This window comes from Rappaport israeli, from assembly GCF_001888055.1.
GTDB classification, from domain to species: Bacteria; Pseudomonadota; Gammaproteobacteria; order Cardiobacteriales; family Cardiobacteriaceae; genus Rappaport; species Rappaport israeli.
Map to the genome: position 1 here is coordinate 1 of NZ_LXHZ01000026.1, position 16,725 is coordinate 16,725.

At 44.7% G+C, this 16,725-nt stretch carries 16 protein-coding genes and 3 pseudogenes; 15 read left to right on the plus strand and 4 right to left on the minus strand.

Translation table 11 applies throughout. The features are described from left to right. Positions 1-282 (plus strand): annotated as a pseudogene (locus A5N84_RS12035) (hypothetical protein); the annotation flags it as partial. A gap of 422 nt (positions 283-704) precedes the next feature. Here A5N84_RS12035 and A5N84_RS10040 read toward each other — a convergent pair. From A5N84_RS10040 to A5N84_RS07580, 4 genes and pseudogenes are all read right to left on the minus strand, one after another. Further along, positions 705-936: pseudogene (locus tag A5N84_RS10040) on the minus strand (transposase); the annotation flags it as partial. Next, positions 903-1,253, minus strand: coding sequence for a hypothetical protein (locus A5N84_RS09650; protein WP_078055659.1), 351 nt, complete (start codon positions 1,251-1,253; stop codon positions 903-905). The gene A5N84_RS09650 and the pseudogene A5N84_RS10040, both read right to left, overlap by 34 nt. 1,017 nt (positions 1,254-2,270) lie before the next feature. Next, a complete protein-coding gene (locus A5N84_RS12890) occupies positions 2,271-2,402 on the minus strand; it encodes a hypothetical protein (RefSeq protein WP_269844328.1) in 132 nt (43 codons plus the stop codon). 109 nt (positions 2,403-2,511) lie between these two features. After that, positions 2,512-2,694, minus strand: coding sequence for a hypothetical protein (locus tag A5N84_RS07580; protein WP_072281890.1), 183 nt, complete (start codon positions 2,692-2,694; stop codon positions 2,512-2,514). A gap of 329 nt (positions 2,695-3,023) precedes the next feature. Here A5N84_RS07580 and A5N84_RS07585 point away from each other — a divergent pair, with 329 nt between their 5' ends. The 14 genes and pseudogenes from A5N84_RS07585 (at position 3,024) to murA (ending at position 16,722) form a co-directional block, all read left to right on the plus strand. After that, complete coding sequence (locus A5N84_RS07585) at positions 3,024-3,260, plus strand: hypothetical protein (RefSeq protein ID WP_072281891.1); 237 nt, start codon at positions 3,024-3,026, stop codon at positions 3,258-3,260. Between the two features lie 58 nt (positions 3,261-3,318). Next, positions 3,319-4,186: pseudogene (gene metF, locus A5N84_RS07590) on the plus strand (methylenetetrahydrofolate reductase [NAD(P)H]). A 14-nt stretch (positions 4,187-4,200) separates the two neighbouring features. Further along, complete coding sequence (gene murJ, locus A5N84_RS07595) at positions 4,201-5,739, plus strand: murein biosynthesis integral membrane protein MurJ (RefSeq protein WP_072281892.1); 1,539 nt, start codon at positions 4,201-4,203, stop codon at positions 5,737-5,739. Between the two features lies 1 nt (position 5,740). Then, entirely contained in the window at positions 5,741-7,591 is a 1,851-nt protein-coding gene (locus A5N84_RS07600) for an autotransporter assembly complex protein TamA (RefSeq protein WP_143324885.1), read from the plus strand. 16 nt (positions 7,592-7,607) lie between these two features. After that, complete coding sequence (locus tag A5N84_RS07605; RefSeq protein WP_158008681.1) at positions 7,608-8,669, plus strand: AsmA family protein; 1,062 nt, start codon at positions 7,608-7,610, stop codon at positions 8,667-8,669. Next, complete coding sequence (locus A5N84_RS07610) at positions 8,623-11,736, plus strand: translocation/assembly module TamB domain-containing protein (RefSeq protein ID WP_143324887.1); 3,114 nt, start codon at positions 8,623-8,625, stop codon at positions 11,734-11,736. Before A5N84_RS07605 ends, A5N84_RS07610 begins: the two co-directional genes overlap by 47 nt. 20 nt (positions 11,737-11,756) lie before the next feature. Continuing rightward, complete coding sequence (locus A5N84_RS07615) at positions 11,757-12,221, plus strand: EVE domain-containing protein (RefSeq protein WP_072281895.1); 465 nt, start codon at positions 11,757-11,759, stop codon at positions 12,219-12,221. After that, positions 12,221-13,054, plus strand: a complete 834-nt coding sequence (locus tag A5N84_RS07620) for an ABC transporter ATP-binding protein (protein ID WP_072281896.1) — start codon at positions 12,221-12,223, stop codon at positions 13,052-13,054. The genes A5N84_RS07615 and A5N84_RS07620 overlap by 1 nt, the downstream gene beginning before the upstream one ends. Further along, positions 13,054-13,833, plus strand: a complete 780-nt coding sequence (mlaE, locus tag A5N84_RS07625; protein ID WP_072281897.1) for a lipid asymmetry maintenance ABC transporter permease subunit MlaE — start codon at positions 13,054-13,056, stop codon at positions 13,831-13,833. Before A5N84_RS07620 ends, mlaE begins: the two co-directional genes overlap by 1 nt. A gap of 2 nt (positions 13,834-13,835) precedes the next feature. Further along, complete coding sequence (locus A5N84_RS07630) at positions 13,836-14,180, plus strand: MlaD family protein (RefSeq protein ID WP_233120038.1); 345 nt, start codon at positions 13,836-13,838, stop codon at positions 14,178-14,180. Positions 14,181-14,326: 146 nt separating this feature from the next. Next, positions 14,327-14,932 carry an MlaC/ttg2D family ABC transporter substrate-binding protein gene (locus tag A5N84_RS07635; RefSeq protein WP_072281898.1) on the plus strand — a complete coding sequence of 202 codons (606 nt, stop codon included), beginning with the start codon at positions 14,327-14,329 and terminating at the stop codon, positions 14,930-14,932. Further along, entirely contained in the window at positions 14,932-15,225 is a 294-nt protein-coding gene (locus A5N84_RS07640; protein ID WP_072281899.1) for an STAS domain-containing protein, read from the plus strand. Before A5N84_RS07635 ends, A5N84_RS07640 begins: the two co-directional genes overlap by 1 nt. 1 nt (position 15,226) lies before the next feature. After that, positions 15,227-15,451: a BolA/IbaG family iron-sulfur metabolism protein gene (locus A5N84_RS07645; protein ID WP_072281900.1), complete on the plus strand. Its 225-nt coding sequence runs from the start codon at positions 15,227-15,229 to the stop codon at positions 15,449-15,451. A gap of 5 nt (positions 15,452-15,456) precedes the next feature. Beyond that, complete coding sequence (gene murA / locus A5N84_RS07650; protein ID WP_072282008.1) at positions 15,457-16,722, plus strand: UDP-N-acetylglucosamine 1-carboxyvinyltransferase; 1,266 nt, start codon at positions 15,457-15,459, stop codon at positions 16,720-16,722. Positions 16,723-16,725: the final 3 nt, after the last annotated feature.

The following is a 16,725-nucleotide window of genomic DNA, read 5'->3' on the forward strand; positions in this document are numbered from 1 at the left end:
TTACAAGGAATATTTTTAATGAGACACGAATTTTATAAAGCAAAAACCTCATGTTTATTTTCTGGATTTATTTTTATTGTCAGCTTGTTTTTTCTCGTGTTTGATAATGTAATGAGCCCAGACACTTCGGTAATTTCAAATATTATTTTTGCAATATTTTTTCTATTTAGTTTGAATGCATTACTATCTATAAAAACCTTCAAATTAATTATAGATGATGACGGTGTCTACGTTTATAGCGGTTATTTGCCTTGGACTAAAGGTGCTTATGGTTTTTCATAGCATGAGGTTGGAAAAGCTTTATATAGAGTTGGATTTATTGCTTGGGCAACAGGTTCTTATAACATAGAAATAGATCATAAATTCAAAGATAAAAAAATAAATCTCACCTCCATAAAAAATGGAAATAAGGCGGTTAAAATGATCAACGAGATTATCAGAGAAAGAGAGAATCCTATGTGTATTTCTAATGCAGAATGAAATTTATCTTATGATCTGATAAGAAAAGTATCCTATAACTTCATAATCATCAAAATTCATAATCTTTTCAAAGGCGGGGTTGAATGCTGAAAAGTATTCTTGCCCTGCATTATCTAAAAACTGCCGAAACATCAGATATTCCTTGTCCTTAACGATAACTTTGACTAAGACTAAATCTTCGTGCTTGGGCTTACGAGAATCAAGCCTAAACACAAGAATCGCTCCGGAGTTTCAAGTTCGAAGCTGCCAAGTGCCGATTTGACCGTCTTTTTACTGTAACCGTTACGGCGGGTTATTACTATTGAGATTCTGCCCAAGATAACTTTCTATTTCAGCTGATAAAGCTGCTTCAGTAAGTTGTTTAATAAGCGGGGCTAGGACCCCATCACTGCCTGTGATGGGTTTACCTGCTTGGATGGCTTTTAAAGTTTCGTTAAAGTCAAAGTGTTGCATAATGTCATTTCTTGTTTTCTGGATAGTTCGTGCTTTTGGGTAATCTGGGCTTCTAGCTCGGCTATGCATTGTTCTTTTTCTGTGAGTTGTTGGGTTAGCTTTTCCATGGGAGGCTTCTTTAGGTTAGGGAATAAAATAACGGCTCTGGTGTCAGTGCCAGTGGGGGTGAAGGATATTTCGCGGATAACGGCGTTTTCAAAGTGTTTGACAGACGCGCCCTCTAGTGTGCGTTCATTAATCACCGTGGCTTGTTGTTGCTCGGTAACGCTACCACTTTCTATGTAGACGCTGAGTTGCCATTCCAGCCCGTCATCCGACACTTGAATGATGTCTTGGGTGGGTGGTCTAGCATGTCGCTGTGGACGATGAGTTTGTTGTCTTCTAGGCTTAACCAGCCAAACCCTACATGGCGGTCGCGGTTATGCAGGTGGGGTACTTGCTTTTCTTGATGGATTGAATTTTCTAAAGGATTTAGCGCTAAATATATTATTTCTTTGTTTTTACCAAATATTTTTTAGGAGTTACTATCGCTTCCAATTAACGCTTGTGTTGCTATAACAGATAGCTCACTTAGCTGGGGAGTTAGCTTCAATACCATACATTTTGCCAATATACCCATCAACAAAATGGTCACGTTTGCTAATCTTGTCTGCCTCGTAGGTTGAATTGCGCGTGAGAGTCCTCATGCTTTCTAGTGACTCGCCTGCTGTTTATTTTTTCCACAATAAAATAAAATATTCCTAATACAGGCTTATTATCTTGCTTACAATAAATGGGAAGATATTTTGATATTCAGAATGACAAATTTAGGCTTAGATTTTTCTAGGCTGTATTTTTTAATTAGTTTTGAGAGCTAAATTATATTTGGCGCTCGCTTACTTCTTTTATAAAGTTTTTGTGTTATGGAGTTTTTTGATAACCCCAATTGCTCTTCAAGTTTACTTATTTATTTAAACAATGAGGATGCAGGAAACTTTTCGGAGCGCATTTCATTTAAAAGAGATTCTATTTCTTTAGCAGTATTAAAAGCATCGATATTGTATAAATAATAGGCTATTTTCATTTTGTTATTTCAATATATTTAGAATGAGTGAATGGCAGTTTGCCACTTTATTAGTAAGTTACTAAGAATTATAGTAAGCTTGATGTGAATCATTTTTCATATTCAAATCTCTTATTCTTCCAGTGTTTTTGCAAAAAGTTAACTTTCCTCAAGAAAAGCAATATCTCCAGCGAAGCCGACGGGGTCCTCTGCTCGCAATTCATCAATTAGAGCTTAAATATCATCAGGATGATGAAATGGCGTTAGATGGTGCGGCACTGTTATTTTGTGAGGCTTAGGCATATTCAAAATGATTTTGTTGTATTTCTATAGCTTCTTGTTTGCTAATCTCTTTATAGTCTGAGAAGCTAGAGGTTTGTAACATTTCCCACCAAAAAAAGAAGCTTCCCATTGTCGGTTTTGCCAAACAAACATCTCTTGGTTGTTCTCTAATTTTAAGAGAGTTGGTCTAGGAGTGGTGATTTGATAGTATAAAGTCATTTGATTCTCTCAACGCCTTCAGGCTCTGCTAATTTTTACTCATTGGTATTCTTGTCGTGCTCTTCTAGTTTTTTGGCAAAAGCTAAGTCCTCTTCAAGAAAAGCAATATCATCGGCATAAGCTTCAGACTCTTTTGCGCGCAATTCATCCAGTAACGCCTTGATTTGCGCTGGTGGGCTAAACATGCTGAGGTCATGCAATACATAGCCAATGCTCATTTTATACCTTCCATGATTTCATTTAATAAATACTCATTTTGCTGGAAAATAGCCTGCGTACGTCTATCAGCGTATACTACATTATACGAGATTGACCCTTGTCTATCTATGACCCAATTAATCATAGGGTGAGCGTCTTTTGGTGAAATTTTTCTTTGTCCTTCTATATGGCTAGAAATTATTTAGCTGGGGTGCGGTATGTGCAAAGCCGTTGTTCTAAAACTGAAATGAAAGGGGGTGCAATCTATATTATTGAATATAGATTTTTATTCTAAAATAAGGCCATAAAATGTATACTTTCGCGCTCTAATGTTCATCTGAGATTTTCTATGACTAAAAAATTATTTCTAATGGGCTGTGTTAGCGGTGCATTGTTTGGTTGTGCAGTGAATAAGGAGCAGCGTTTGTATGAGGTAAAAATGATGAGTGGGGAGAGTTTATACGCCAAAAATGAGCCACAGGTCTCTGAGGATGGGTATTATCATTTTAAAGATGTAAACAATCAGTCTTATATTATTCGTGAGAATTTGATTTTGTTTATTGAGTCTGAAAGCTTTAAGAAATAAATGTTAAATGGATGTGGCATTGAGGCGTATTGAAGCGGTTGGTGCTGTGAATGATGTTATGGGCTGTTCTGTGGTCTCAGATATTGGTGGGCGCTCTGTGCCATTGAGTTGTGAATTTTTCCCAGCAAGGACACCTGAGGGGGAGAGAGGTTATTGAAGATTCGGCAGGCGCTAAGGGTTTTGGATTATGACTATTTTTCAGTAACTTATGGTGCAGGTGGGAGTGCGAAAGAACGGACTTATGAGTTGGTGGCGGAGATTTTGGCAGAAAATGAGCGCCCTGTGATGCCTCATTTAACTTGTGTTGCCTCTAAAAATCTGAGATTGATGCATTATTGTCGCGTTATTATGCCTTAGGAATTAGGCAGATTATGGCGTTGCGTGGTGATTTACCTGCTGGGATGTATCAGGCGGGTGAGTTGCAAAATGCTAGGGAGCTGGTGCGTTATATTCGCCTAATGTGGGGGGAGGAAGCAAAGATTTTGGTGGCGGCTTATCCTGAGGTGCATCCGCGCTCTAAAACGCCCGAGCTGGATTTGCGTTATTTTAAAGAGAAGGTAGATGCAGGCGCGAATGAGGCAATAACGCAGTATTTTTATAATGTGGATGCGTATTTGCGTTTTCGTGATGAGGTGGTGCGTCTTGGGGTGGATATTCCAATTGTAGCGGGAATTATGCCGATTACTAATTATCGACAGTTGGCTAAGTTTTCTGATGGGTGCGGGGCGGAGATTCCGCGCTGGATTCGTTTGCGTTTGCAGGCTTTGCAGGACGATTTGGGGGCTTTGTTTGATTTTGGGGCTGATGTGGTGGCAAAAATGTGTGAGCGGTTGATTGAGGAAGAGGTGGCAGGGCTACATTTTTATAGTATGAATCGCGCGGATGCGATGTTGGCTGTGGCTCAGCGTTTGCGCTGGATTAAATAGTATAAGCAGGGTTTATGGTTAAGTCTTTGTTGCGTTCGTCGGTGGTGTTTTCAGCGATGACGATGGTTTCTCGAGTATTGGGGTTGGTGCGCGATACGTTGTTGGCGCGTTATTTTGATGTGGTGGTAACGGATGCTTTTTTTGCGGCGTTGCGTATTCCTAATACGTTGCGTCGTTTTTTTGCTGAGGGTGGTTTTGCTAATGCGTTTGTGCCAGTGTTTTCGTCAACTAAGACGCAACAACCTGAGCAGTTGCGGGATTTGCTTGCGCATACTATTGGAACGCTATTGACGTTGTTGGTTGGGGTGACCGTGCTTGGGGTTTTGGGGTCGGCGGTGATTTTGCAGGGGGTGGCGTTTGGTTTGGTGGATAATCCAGAGCAGTTTTTGTTGGCAGAGCAGATGTTGCGCATTATGTTTGCCTATATTTTGTTTATTTCGTTGACCGCGCTTGCAGGCGGTGTGTTAAATGCACATGGGCAGTTTGCTTTGCCAGCGATTACGCCAGTTATTTTGAATGTAACGTTGATTGGTGCGGCTCTTTGGCGGCGTTCTGTGGGGGTGCCGCCTGTGGGGATGTATGGGATTGAGTTGGCTTGGGCGGTGTTACTTGGGGGGGTGTTGCAGTTGGCTATTCAGTTGCCATTTTTATGGCGCTTGGGGTTGTTGGTGCGCCCGAGGTGGGGGCATCATGCAGGGGTTCGGCGGATGTTGCGGTTGATGGTGCCGACGTTGTTTGGGTCGTCTGTTGGGCAATTAACGGTATTGATGAATACGTTTTTGGCGTCGATGTTTGTAACGGGGAGTATTTCATGGTTGTACTATTCTGATCGTTTGGTGGAGTTGCCTGTGGCGTTAATTGGGGTGGCGTTGGGGACGGTGATTTTACCGCGTTTGAGTGCTTTGAAGGCTTCGCAGGATTTTGCAAGATTTGTGTTGACTTTGGATTGGGCGTTGCGCTGGGCGATGTTGTTGGGTAGTGCGGCGGCAACTGGGTTGGTGGTTTTGGCGCCGTCGGTGTTGGCGACGTTATTTTTAGGCGGGCGGTTTGATGAGGTTGATTTGCAGATGTCGATGTTGAGTTTGCGTGCGTACGGTATTGGGGTGTTGTTTTTGACGTTGGTTAAGATTCTTGCGCCTGCGTTTTATGCGCGTCAGGATACAAAAACTCCTGTAAAAGCTGGATTGGTGGCGATGGCGGTGAATATGGCGGCGGCGATTGTGTTGGGGCGGTATTTTGCGCATGTGGGTTTGGCGTTGGCGAGTACATTGGCATCTGTGGTCAATGTGGCGATTTTGTGGGGGTGTTTACAAGCTGATGGTGTGCGTTTTAAGTTGGGATCGTTGTGGTTTGTTGGGCAGGTAATCGTGGCAAATGGGGTGATGGCATGGGTTCTTTGGTATGTGCAGGGGGAGGTGGTGATGTGGGTGCAGGCGAGTATGTGGTGGCGAATTGGACATTTACTGTTGACGATTGCCATTGGGGTGATGGTGTATTTTATGGCGTTATGGGTTTTAGGCTTGCGTAAACAACAACTAAGATTAGGAGAGTAGAATGGATATGAAACAGATGTTGTTAATAGTTGGGTTGGTGCCTTGTGCATATGCTCAAGCACAGGGTTTATTTCAATTTGTGGGGGAGTCAAGAGAGTTAAAACCAGAGGTTGAAAATCAGCAGGCGCTTGTATCTGAAGATGAGGTGGTGGCGATAGATGGGAAGTTGTTGCAAGAGGTGGTGATTGAGGGGATTGATGAGGGCGAGCAATTAGATAATGCGTTGGTGTTTTTAACCTTGAATAATGTGGTGGGTGCGGTTATTGAGCAGCCAGATTATATTCGCTATTTGATTGGCAAGGGTGAGGAAGAGATTGCTAAATCACAGCAACCCTTTGGGTATTACAATGTGCAGGTGGGGCATCGTTTGGAATGGGTTGAAGAAGATGAGGGGAGTGCAGCGTTGGTGGTGCGTTATACGGTGGCACTTAATGAGTTAACGCGGTTGAGTGAGGTGGATGTGCGCTTGACAGGACAGGCGCAACAAGATGAGGAATATAATGCGCTATTAAATGCGGTGCCTATGCAGGTAGGGCAGGCGCTAAATCATCAGTCTTATGAACAATATAAGCGGGAATTTATCGCACTAGGCACTAAGAGAGGTTATTTTTCTGGGCAGTTTACGCAAAATGTGGTCTATGTTGACCCTAGTCGTCATGAGGCAGAGGTGAAGTTGCATTATGACAGTGGCAATCGTTTTAAATTTCGCGCGGTAAATTTTGATGATGTGCCACTTAATGAATCACTATTGCAACGTTTTATACCCTTTGAGCAAGGAGATTATTATCATGCTGCTCAAGTTAGTAAGTTGCAGCAGGATTTGCAAGGTAGTGGGTATTTTAAACAGACGTTTGTGGGTAATGAGATTGATAAATCCGCGGAGGCGGTGGATATTCAGGCGCAGTTGACGATGAATAAACCCCGTCGTTATGCTTTTGGTGTGGGATATTCAACGGATATAGGGGTGCGCGGTAAGGTGGATTTTGATTATCGCTATATTAATCGCCGTGGACATTCTTTTAGTAGCCGTTTGTATGGTTCACAAAAAGAAGGGAATTGGGATAATGTTTATCGCATTCCAGCGCAAAATCCAACGACGGATTATTATTATTTCCGCTTTGGGGGGGCGTTTAATTACGATAAATTTGATCAGAAAAAAGCTTATATGGAGGGGGGATATAATTTCCGTTTAGGGAATCTTGAGCACCGCTATGGGTTAAATGCGTTGTATGAAAATTTTAGAATTGGGGTGGATGGGGATGAGGTGGTGTTGCTTTATCCTCAGGCGGCATGGGTTTATACCTCGACAGATAACCGATTAAATCCTCAGTCAGGTTATCAGATGCGCGCACAAGTATTAGGGGGAAGTCGTGCGGTTTTGAGTGATGTATCGTTTGCGCAAACAAATATGGATGCGCGTTTTATTCAAAGTTTTGCTGATAAGCATCGGGTTTCATTGCGTGCTGGCTTAGGCGCAACGTGGACAACAGATTTTCATCGTCTGCCAGCATCGTTGCGTTATTTTGCTGGTGGCGACCGTAGTATTCGTGGTTATGCCTACAATGTGATTGGTTCACGTGATGAAAATGGGGCGAATTTGGGTGGGCGTTTTTTAGCCACAGCAGGCGCGCAATATGAATATTATTTCAAACCTGATTGGGCGGGTACGGTGTTTATTGATGCTGGAGATGCGTTTGTAGATAAATTTAAGCCTGTTTATGGTGCAGGGGTTGGGGTGCATTGGCGTTCTCCTGTAGGTCCAATTAAGGCAAATTTGGCGCATGGCTTTAATAAGCCTTATGGCGATAATTATCGTGTGCATATTAATATTGGTGCGGAGTTGGATTTATAACATGGTTGAAAAATCAATGAAGGTTCTGGCGAGATTGTTGTTAGCTATCTTGCTGTTGTTTGTGGCAGTGCTTGGATTGGCGTGGTATTTATTAGGCACGCAAAGCGGATTTCGTCAGTTGCCTAAGTTGGTTTCAACTTTCACGCCGTATTCTTTGGAATATGGCGCATTGCAAGGGCATTTATTTACAAAACAACATTGGAAAGACTTGCGTTTAACGGGTGAGGATTTGGCGGTTTATATTGAGGATTTGCAACTGCAAGTTTCGCCTAAGGCGCTTTGGTATAAGCGGGTGCGGTTAGATTCTTTAAAGCTTGATGGCGCAGAAATTAAGCTTTCAGGGCAACAAAAGCAGTCTGATGCGCAGATTGGTTTTGATGGCTTAGCGCAAATTGATTTGCCCGTTAAGGTAGATATTGAGGAGGTCTCATTGGCAAATGTGCGCATTTGGCAAGATGATGAGGCATTGATTTATCTTGATAAGGCGACGCTTGAGGCGCATTTTGCAAATCAACAATTAACGCTTGAGGCGCAAGCGGCATTAACGCAGTTGCGCTCTTCTATGAATCTCAAAGCACAGTTGGCGGGTAAGGTGAGAACGGCTGGGGCGTATCCGCTGGATGTGCAGGGAGAGGCGCTGGTGCAAATGCCCGAAGATATCTCGCAAGAGGTGGTGTTTTCTTTGCAACAATCCTTGTTATCCCCTGAACTTGTGATTGATGCGAAGGGGATGTTGGATGCACAGATGACTCTAAGTGGGGATATTGACGCAAAAGCGCAACAATTGGCATTGATTGGACAGTGGCAAGCGTTGGATTATCAAGGACAATATCAAAGCGCGCAGGGGCAGATAACGCTTGAAGGTGGGTTGGATGATTTGGCGGTTGAGTTGCAAACGCAGGCAATAGGAGAGCATTTTCCCCCAATAGCGCTATCTGCTCATGCGGTGGTCAAAGCGTCCTCCCAAGCGGTTCGGGAGATTGATTTGACGGCAAAGGTGCTGGGGGGGGAGGTGCGCTTTACGGGGCGAGGTGGATTATGGAGCGCGTTTGGCGTGGCGTGGGGCTTTGGCGGTTGAAGATGTGGTGGCGCAACGTTATTACGAGGATGTGACTGGCGAGATTGATGCGTTGATTACAACACAAGGGGCGCAGGTTGGCGATAGACTCGAGGCGTATTTGGATATTGAGCGCCTTGAGGGGCAGTGGCAAGGAGAGCCTGTGCAGGGTCAGGGGCAAGTGCGTTATGACAATGGCGAGATATTGGTAGATGAGTTTGCGCTTACGCTGGCGGGGAATGTGGTGCAAGCAAATGGGAAGGTGGTAGATCAAGCGTTGGATTTGGCGTTGCAGGTAGATGCTGGGCATTTGGGGCGATTGTTGCCTGAGGCGCAGGGTGCGATTAAAGGTGCGGTTAAACTGGAGGGAACGTTAAATAATCCAGCGGTGGCAGCAGATTTGCATTGGCAGGATTTAGCTTATCAACAGACAACAGCGGAGGCTGACAATAAGGCGATGGCGTTTCGCTCTAACAAGGGTCAACTGCGCGTTAATGGTCGGCTAAATGAAGGGTTGGATGTGGCGCTGGATGCGGATGTGGCGGGCAGTAATATCCCTGAAGGCGAGGTGGCGCTAACAGCTAAGGTGCAACGCGATAAAATTCAGGCAATTGATTTGTCTCTTAATACGCTGGGGGGCAGTATCCATGCGCAGGGAAATGTGGCGCTAACGCCTGAGGTGGCGTGGGATATTGAGGCGCAGGTAAATCAGGTGGATGTGGGGGATTATGTACAGCAGGTGGATGGGGTTGTGTCAGCAAAAGTGCGTTCTCAGGGCTCACTTGCAAATAATCAGGTGAATATGCAAACGCAGTTGACTGAGCTTTCTGGGCAGTGGCAAGGCATGCCACTTTCTGGGCAGGCGGAGGTGAAGATGCAAGATGGGCAGTTGGCGATTGAGGGAATGAATGTTGCGGTTGGGGAGAATCATATTGATTTGAAAGGGGATTTAAATCCTAAGGCGCTGGATGTGTCTTTTGATTTGCAGGGGGAGAATTTAAGTTCGTTTTATCCTGAGCTTGGAGGGCGCGTCAGTGGTCAGGGACGCATAACAGGGACGGCTCAATCGCCTAATGTGGCGGTAACGTTGGCGGGTAATCATATTCGCTATCAAAATATTGTCGTTGCTTCGGCAAAAGTATCGCTCAACTCAGCAATGCGCTCTGGACAACCATTTGAGAATAAGGTGGTGCTTTCTGGCGTACAAGTAGGGGATAGCCGTTGGGAGCAGGTGGCGCTTTCTACTCAGGGAACATTTGATAAACATACGCTTTCACTCAAGACAACTGGGGGTGAGGTGGATGTGTTGCTGGCTGCTAATGGAGGCTTTCAGGCGATAGATAGTTGGGCTGGGCGCATTAATGCGTTAGAGATTCAAGGATATGAGATGGATTGGCGGTTAACTTCGCCAATGAATTTGGTACTTTCGCCTCAAAAAATTAAGGCGGATAATCTATGTTTGGCGGATGCTCATTCTAATTTGTGTGTCGATATTGAAAAAGCGGAGCGGACGCGGTTGGCTTATCGCATTGAGCGCTTAGATGCGCGTAGTTTCGCGCCTTTTATCCCTGATAATATGCGTATTGAACCAGCGCTAATGGGCAGCGGTGAGGTGTCTATGGCGCAAAATGGGGTATTGAGTGGGCAGGCGGCGTTGGAATTCACTAAGGGGGCGCTTTATTTTCAACCAGAAGATGTCGCGCCTGTTAGGTTGATGTTGCGTGAGGGAGCGGTTAATGCTCATTTTACGCAGCGTCAGGCACAGGTAAATGCGGCGATTGATTTTGTGCATGCAGGTTCTATCCGCGCACAAATGGCGGTGTCAAATTGGTCTAATCCTGTTGTGAAGGGTCGGTTGGCGGTGAATGTGCCAGATATTTCTCATTTTGAACATTTTGTGCCCAAGGTGAGTGAGCTGGGGGGCAAAATAGTTGGAGAGTTGCGTTTTGCAGGAGCGTTGCCAAATCCTGAAGTAAGCGGGGAGATTGTGTTTAGTCAGGGGTCGGTGAAGATTCCTGAGTATGCAACGGATTTGCAAGATATTGTGTTGCGATTGCGTGCGCTGGAGACGGGGCGCATTGATATTGACGGTAAGCTTGGAACTCCTGAAGGTGATTTGCAAGCTAATGGACAATTGGCTTTATCTCCATTGGCTTTGGATTTGCATTTGCAAGGTGCGCGAATGTTGGCGGCTAATTCTGAAGAGATTCGCGCAGTGGTTTCGCCTAATATTACGGTGGCTGTTGACCCTGATAGTGGGGTAAAAGTGAGCGGTGAGGTGGTTGTTGATGAGGCAAATGTGAGCATTCCAAGCCGTTCAGGGGGGGTGGCAATTTCTGAGGATGTGGTGATTGTAGGTTTAGAGGATCATCCCAAAGACCGACAAGCGCCTGCTTTGAAAGAAAATAGTCCTCTTGAGGTGCGGGTGGATATTCGTTTAGGAGATAAGGTATTTTTCCAAGCCTCTGAGGTGAAATTGCGCTTAATTGGTGGATTGAAGGTGATGGTATTGCCTAGTCAGCCTGTCATTGGGCGTGGGGTCATTGAGGTTGCAAGCGGGGTTTATGAGCTTTATGGGCAGGAGTTGGATATTAAACGCGGAAAAATTACATTCACTGGCAATAATATTGCTAATCCAGCTGTTGATGTGTTGGCAACGCGTGAGGTGGATAAGGTGAATGTGGGGGCACAAATTAATGGAACGGTAGAGAACTTGAGTTTGTCGTTAATTGCTGACCCATCTATGCCAGATTCGGCCATTTTGTCTTATTTGTTGTTTGGACGCGCGCCTGATGGGGCAATGGATAGTGAGGCGTTGTTGCAAACGGCGGCGAGCTTGTCCTTGGGGCAGATTTTTCCCTCAAACTTGGCAGAGCAGACGGGGTTGGATGTGTTTGATTTAGGCGTAACGGGGCTTAAAGCGGGTAAGTATTTAGGCGAGGATTTATATGTGGGCATGCGCAGTAATTTCTTTACCGCGGTTACAGAGTTTGTGGCGCGTTATCAATTTAATAAGCGCTTGAGCGTGGAGGCGACGGCAAAGCAAAATGAAAATGCGGTAGATTTCTTATATGAGTTTGAAAAATAATTAGAAATAAAGGGGAAGAGATGAAGTATTGGTTGATGAAATCTGAGCCTGAGACGTTTTCAATTGATGATTTGGCAGCGCGTAAGGTAGAGCCATGGGACGGTGTGCGCAACTATCAAGCACGTAATTTTATGCGTGAGATGGCGGTTGGGGATGGGGTGTTTTTTTATCATTCTAATGTGCGTCCGCCAGGAATTGTGGGGTTGGCTGAAGTGGCTAAGGCGGCTTATCCTGACCCTACGCAGTTTGATGGGCAAAGTGATTATTTTGATGCGAGGTCAACAGTTGATAATCCTCGCTGGGATTTGGTTGAGGTGCGTTTTAAAGAGAAGTTTGCGCAGATGATTACCTTGGAAGCGCTTAAAGAGCATGAGGCGTTGTCTGAGATGGCGCTAGTACAAAAGGGCAATCGTTTGTCCGTCATGCCTGTTACAAAGGCGCAATGGGATTGTATTTTGTCTTTGGCTGTAAGGGGAAATCGGTAATGGAGCAGTCAAATCATGTTGCTAATAAAAAGGTGGTGGTGGCGCTTGAAAATGTAACGTTTCGACGAGGAACGCGCACCATTGTGGAGAATCTGTCGTTGCAGTTATTTGCAGGCGAGGTAGTGGCGTTTATGGGACCAAGTGGAACAGGTAAAACAACGCTGATGAAATTAATTACAGGACAGCTCAAACCACAGGAAGGTCGGGTTGTGGTCTTGGGCGAGGATTTAGCGGAATTATCGTCTAAAGCGTTGATGCAGTTGCGCCAAAGAATGAGTATGTTGTTTCAAAGTGGGGCACTGTTTAGTGATATGAGTGTGGGGGATAATGTGGGGTTTGCGTTGCGTGAGAAAACGCAGTTAGATGCGCAGTTGATTGAGTTATTGGTGGAGATGAAATTAAATGTGGTGGGGCTTCGTGGTGCAAAACAATTGATGCCTAGTGAGTTATCAGGTGGAATGGCGCGACGGGTGGCGCTGGCAAGAGCGATTGTGCGCGACCCTGAATTAATGATTTATGATGAACCTTTTACAGGGCAAGACCCAATTTCTTTAGGGGTGCTGGCGTTGCTTATTCGCAATTTAAATGACCATTTGGGGATGACGAGTTTGGTGGTGTCGCATGATATTTTGGAGGTCAGTAAGATTGCTGACCGTGTGATTTTATTGGCAAATGGGCGGGTAATGGCAGATGGTGCGCCTAAGGCGCTTTATGAAAGTGAAGAGGCGTTTGTGCAACAGTTTATGTATGCAGAGGTTGATGGGCCTGTGGCGTTTCATTACCCTGCGCCAGAGTATTTGCAGGCACTTAAATCTCAGGCTGGAGGGGTGTGATGAATAAGGTGGCGCGCTTGGGGGAACAGGCATTAGTGGTGCTGGAAGGTTTGGGCGCATTTGTGCGCTTTGCTTTGGGAATTTTGTTGCGCAGTTCAGCGCTATTAGCTAAACCTGCGCTGTGGGTGCGGGCGATGTATCAGGCGGGGGTGTTGTCGTTGCCAATTATTTTGGTGGCGGGGTTTTTTGTAGGCATGGTGTTGGCGTTTCAGGGCTTTACAACGTTAGTGCGCTTTGGAGCGGAACAGTCTCTAGGAATTATGGTGGCGTTATCCTTAATGCGCGAATTAGGGTCTGTGGTGAGTGCGTTGCTCTTTGCTGGGCGGGCAGGCTCGTCTATTACCGCTGAAATTGGGTTGATGAAAACTACAGAGCAACTGTCTGCTATGGAGATGATGGCTATTGACCCAATGGTGCAAGTGGGGTTACCGCGGTTTTGGGGGGCGATGTTGGCATTGCCTTTATTGGTGGTGCTATTTGTGGCGGTGGCCATTGTGGGGGCGTATGTGGTGGGGGTGTTGCATTTAGGGGTAGATGCAGGGGTATTTTGGAGTCAAATGCAACAAGGTGTGGATTTTTATGGGGATATTTTCCAAGGAATGCTGGTTAAATCAATAGCATTTGGTTGGGTGGTCGCGGCGATAGCGGTTTATCAGGGATTTAATTGCACGCCAACTGCACGTGGGATGAGTAATGCAACAACCAAAACAGTGGTGCTGGCTTCTTTGGCGGTATTGGGGCTGGATTTTATTTTGACGGCGATGATGTTTGGAGGTTAAAAATGGTTGAGCGTTGGGTGAATGTCTTGGTGGGGTTGTTTGTGTTGGCTGCGTTAATGGCGTTGGTTTTTTTAGGTTTTCAGGCCAGCAATATGAGTGGTTTTAAAACAGGTAAAAGCTATGAGTTGGTGGCGTATTTTAATGATGTTAGTGGATTAAGTAAGCAGGCGTCAGTAACGATGGCGGGTGTGCAAGTAGGGCGCGTAAAATCTATTGAGCTCAATCAGGAACGCTTTCAGGCAAAGGTAGTGTTGGAAATTAGCAATCGTTATGATGCCTTGCCTGTGGATACGAGTGCTGATATTCTCACCGCCGGTTTGCTTGGGGAAAATATATTGGTTTGGTAGGTGGGGAGATGTGGTGTATCTAAAAGAAGGAGATACAATTCAATATACAGGTTCATCGTTTGTGCTGGAGAAATTAATTCAACAGTTTATTTCGCAAATGTCGATGAAAGATAATGCTTAGTGAATTTATGTATTAAGGAGAAGAGATGAAAAAATTATGGCTATCAATAGCGATGTGTTTGGTTTCTCCATTTGTTTTGGCTGCCCCTACGGGTGAAGATGCTAAAGCTATGGTTGAGCATCAATCGCAAATTATTTTGGCAAAACTTGCAACCGATGCAGAGCAATATCGACAAAATCCTGATGAGTTCGCAACTTTGGTTAACCATGAAGTGTTGCCTTATTTGGATGTAGAGTTGATGTCGCGTATTGTTTTGGGTCGCCATTGGCAACAAGCAACATCTGCTCAGCGTGAGGCTTTTGTAAGCGCTTTTACAGATTTGTTGGTGCGCGTGTACTCACGTAGTTGGACAAATTATACAGGTGCGTCGGTTGCAGTGTTGGGTACGCCTTCAGTTGATGAATATCAACGGAGTAATATTCGCACACAGGTAGTCGATAATCGTGGCAAGAAAGTAAATATCACTTTCAGTGCGCATTATGACAATGGACAATGGAAAATTTATGATGTGAATTTTGAAGGGGTGTCGATTCTAACCAGTTATCGAAATAGCTTTGATACGGAAATTGATGATATTGGTCTAGATGCCTTGATTAATAAAATTGGGCAGATGAAAGGTCAAGCACAATAATGCCAATGGATGTTATAGGGCAATGGCAAGAGAAAACATTGCGGTTATCTAGTAAGTTAACTAGCGCCACGCTTGAAAATGTGATGCTAGAAACAATAGATTTTCCAGCAAAAAATTGTGTGGTTGATGCCAGTGAGTTGGTTAAAGTTGACAGTGCTGGAGTGGCGGTTTTGGTTTGGTTGCGAACAATGGCAGATGCGGCGGGTGTGGCCTTAATATGGCAGGCGCTACCGCAAAATCTTATTGATTTGCTCGCCCTTTATGAACTTTATAATGAAGAAATGATTAAATAATATGCAAGCTCAATTAATTGAAAATAAAATAAAAAATGCAATAACCGATGCTGAGGTTACGTTAGAAAGTGCTGATGGCATACATTATAGTGCAACGGTGATTTCAGCAGAATTTGCTGGTAAATCACGGCTTGAACAACATCGTATGGTGATGAATGCGTTAAGTGATGTCATTGCAAGTGATGAGGTACATGCTTTAGCGCTTAAAACATTAGTGCGGGAGTAATGATTATGCAGCAGTTAAAAATCATTGGTGGACAGGCATTAAGCGGGGAAGTGGCGATTAGTGGGGCAAAGAATGCAGTATTGCCAATGCTGGCAGCAACGCTACTAATTGAAGGAGATACTTGTTTATACAATGTGGCGCGATTGCGCGATGTGCATACTTTTTTGCAGGTGCTTAATGAAATGGGCGCGCGTGCTGAATTTAGCGATGAAAATCAAGTATGCGTGAATGCTAAAACAATCACCAATCCTGTTGCGCCATATGATTTGGTGAAAACAATGCGTGCAAGCGTGTTGGTGTTAGGGCCTTTATTGGCGCGCTTTGGTTATGCAAAGGTCTCTTTACCAGGTGGATGTGCCATTGGCGCTAGACCTGTAGACCAGCATATTAAAGGGTTAAAAGCAATGGGCGCAGATATTGCTATTGTAGAAGGCTACATTGAAGCAAAAGCAAGCAAGTTAAAAGGCGCGCATATCGTAATGGATACTGTTACGGTTACAGGAACAGAAAATTTAATGATGGCTGCGGTCTTAGCTGAAGGAACAACAATATTAGATAATGCTGCACGCGAGCCTGAAGTAAGCGACTTGGCGCATATGCTTAATCAAATGGGTGCAAAAATTTCAGGCATTGACACTTCCACCTTAACCATTGAAGGGGTACCCTCTTTGCATGGTGGGGAATATTCTGTACTGCCAGATCGAATTGAAACAGGAACACATTTACTAGCCGCCGCCGCAACGCGCGGTGAAATAACGGTGCGTAATACGCGAAGCGATTTGCTTGAGGTAGTATTAGAAAAATTAGAGCGCGCAGGATGCGCCATTAAGCGAGGTGAAAATTTCATCTATCTGGATGCGCGTCATAAGCCTTTGCAAGCAATCAGTGTACGAACCGCGCCTTTTCCAGCATTTCCAACCGATATGCAAGCACAATTTATGGCATTTAATACGCTAGCCCAAGGTAGTGCGACGATTGTAGAAACCATTTTTGAAAATCGTTTTATGCATGTGCCTGAATTGGCGCGTATGGGAGCGGATATTTCCGTAGATGGGCAAATTGCTACTATTCGTGGTGTGTCCAAACTAAGCGGCGCACGAGTTATGGCAACAGATTTGCGCGCTTCCGCAGGATTGGTCATTGCTGCATTAGCCGCAGAAGGTGAGTCGATTATTGATCGAATCTACCATTTAGATCGTGGTTATGACGCGATGGAAGTTAAGCTTAAAGCATTGGGTGCACAAATTGAGCGTCTACAAGAGATATCTTAATTA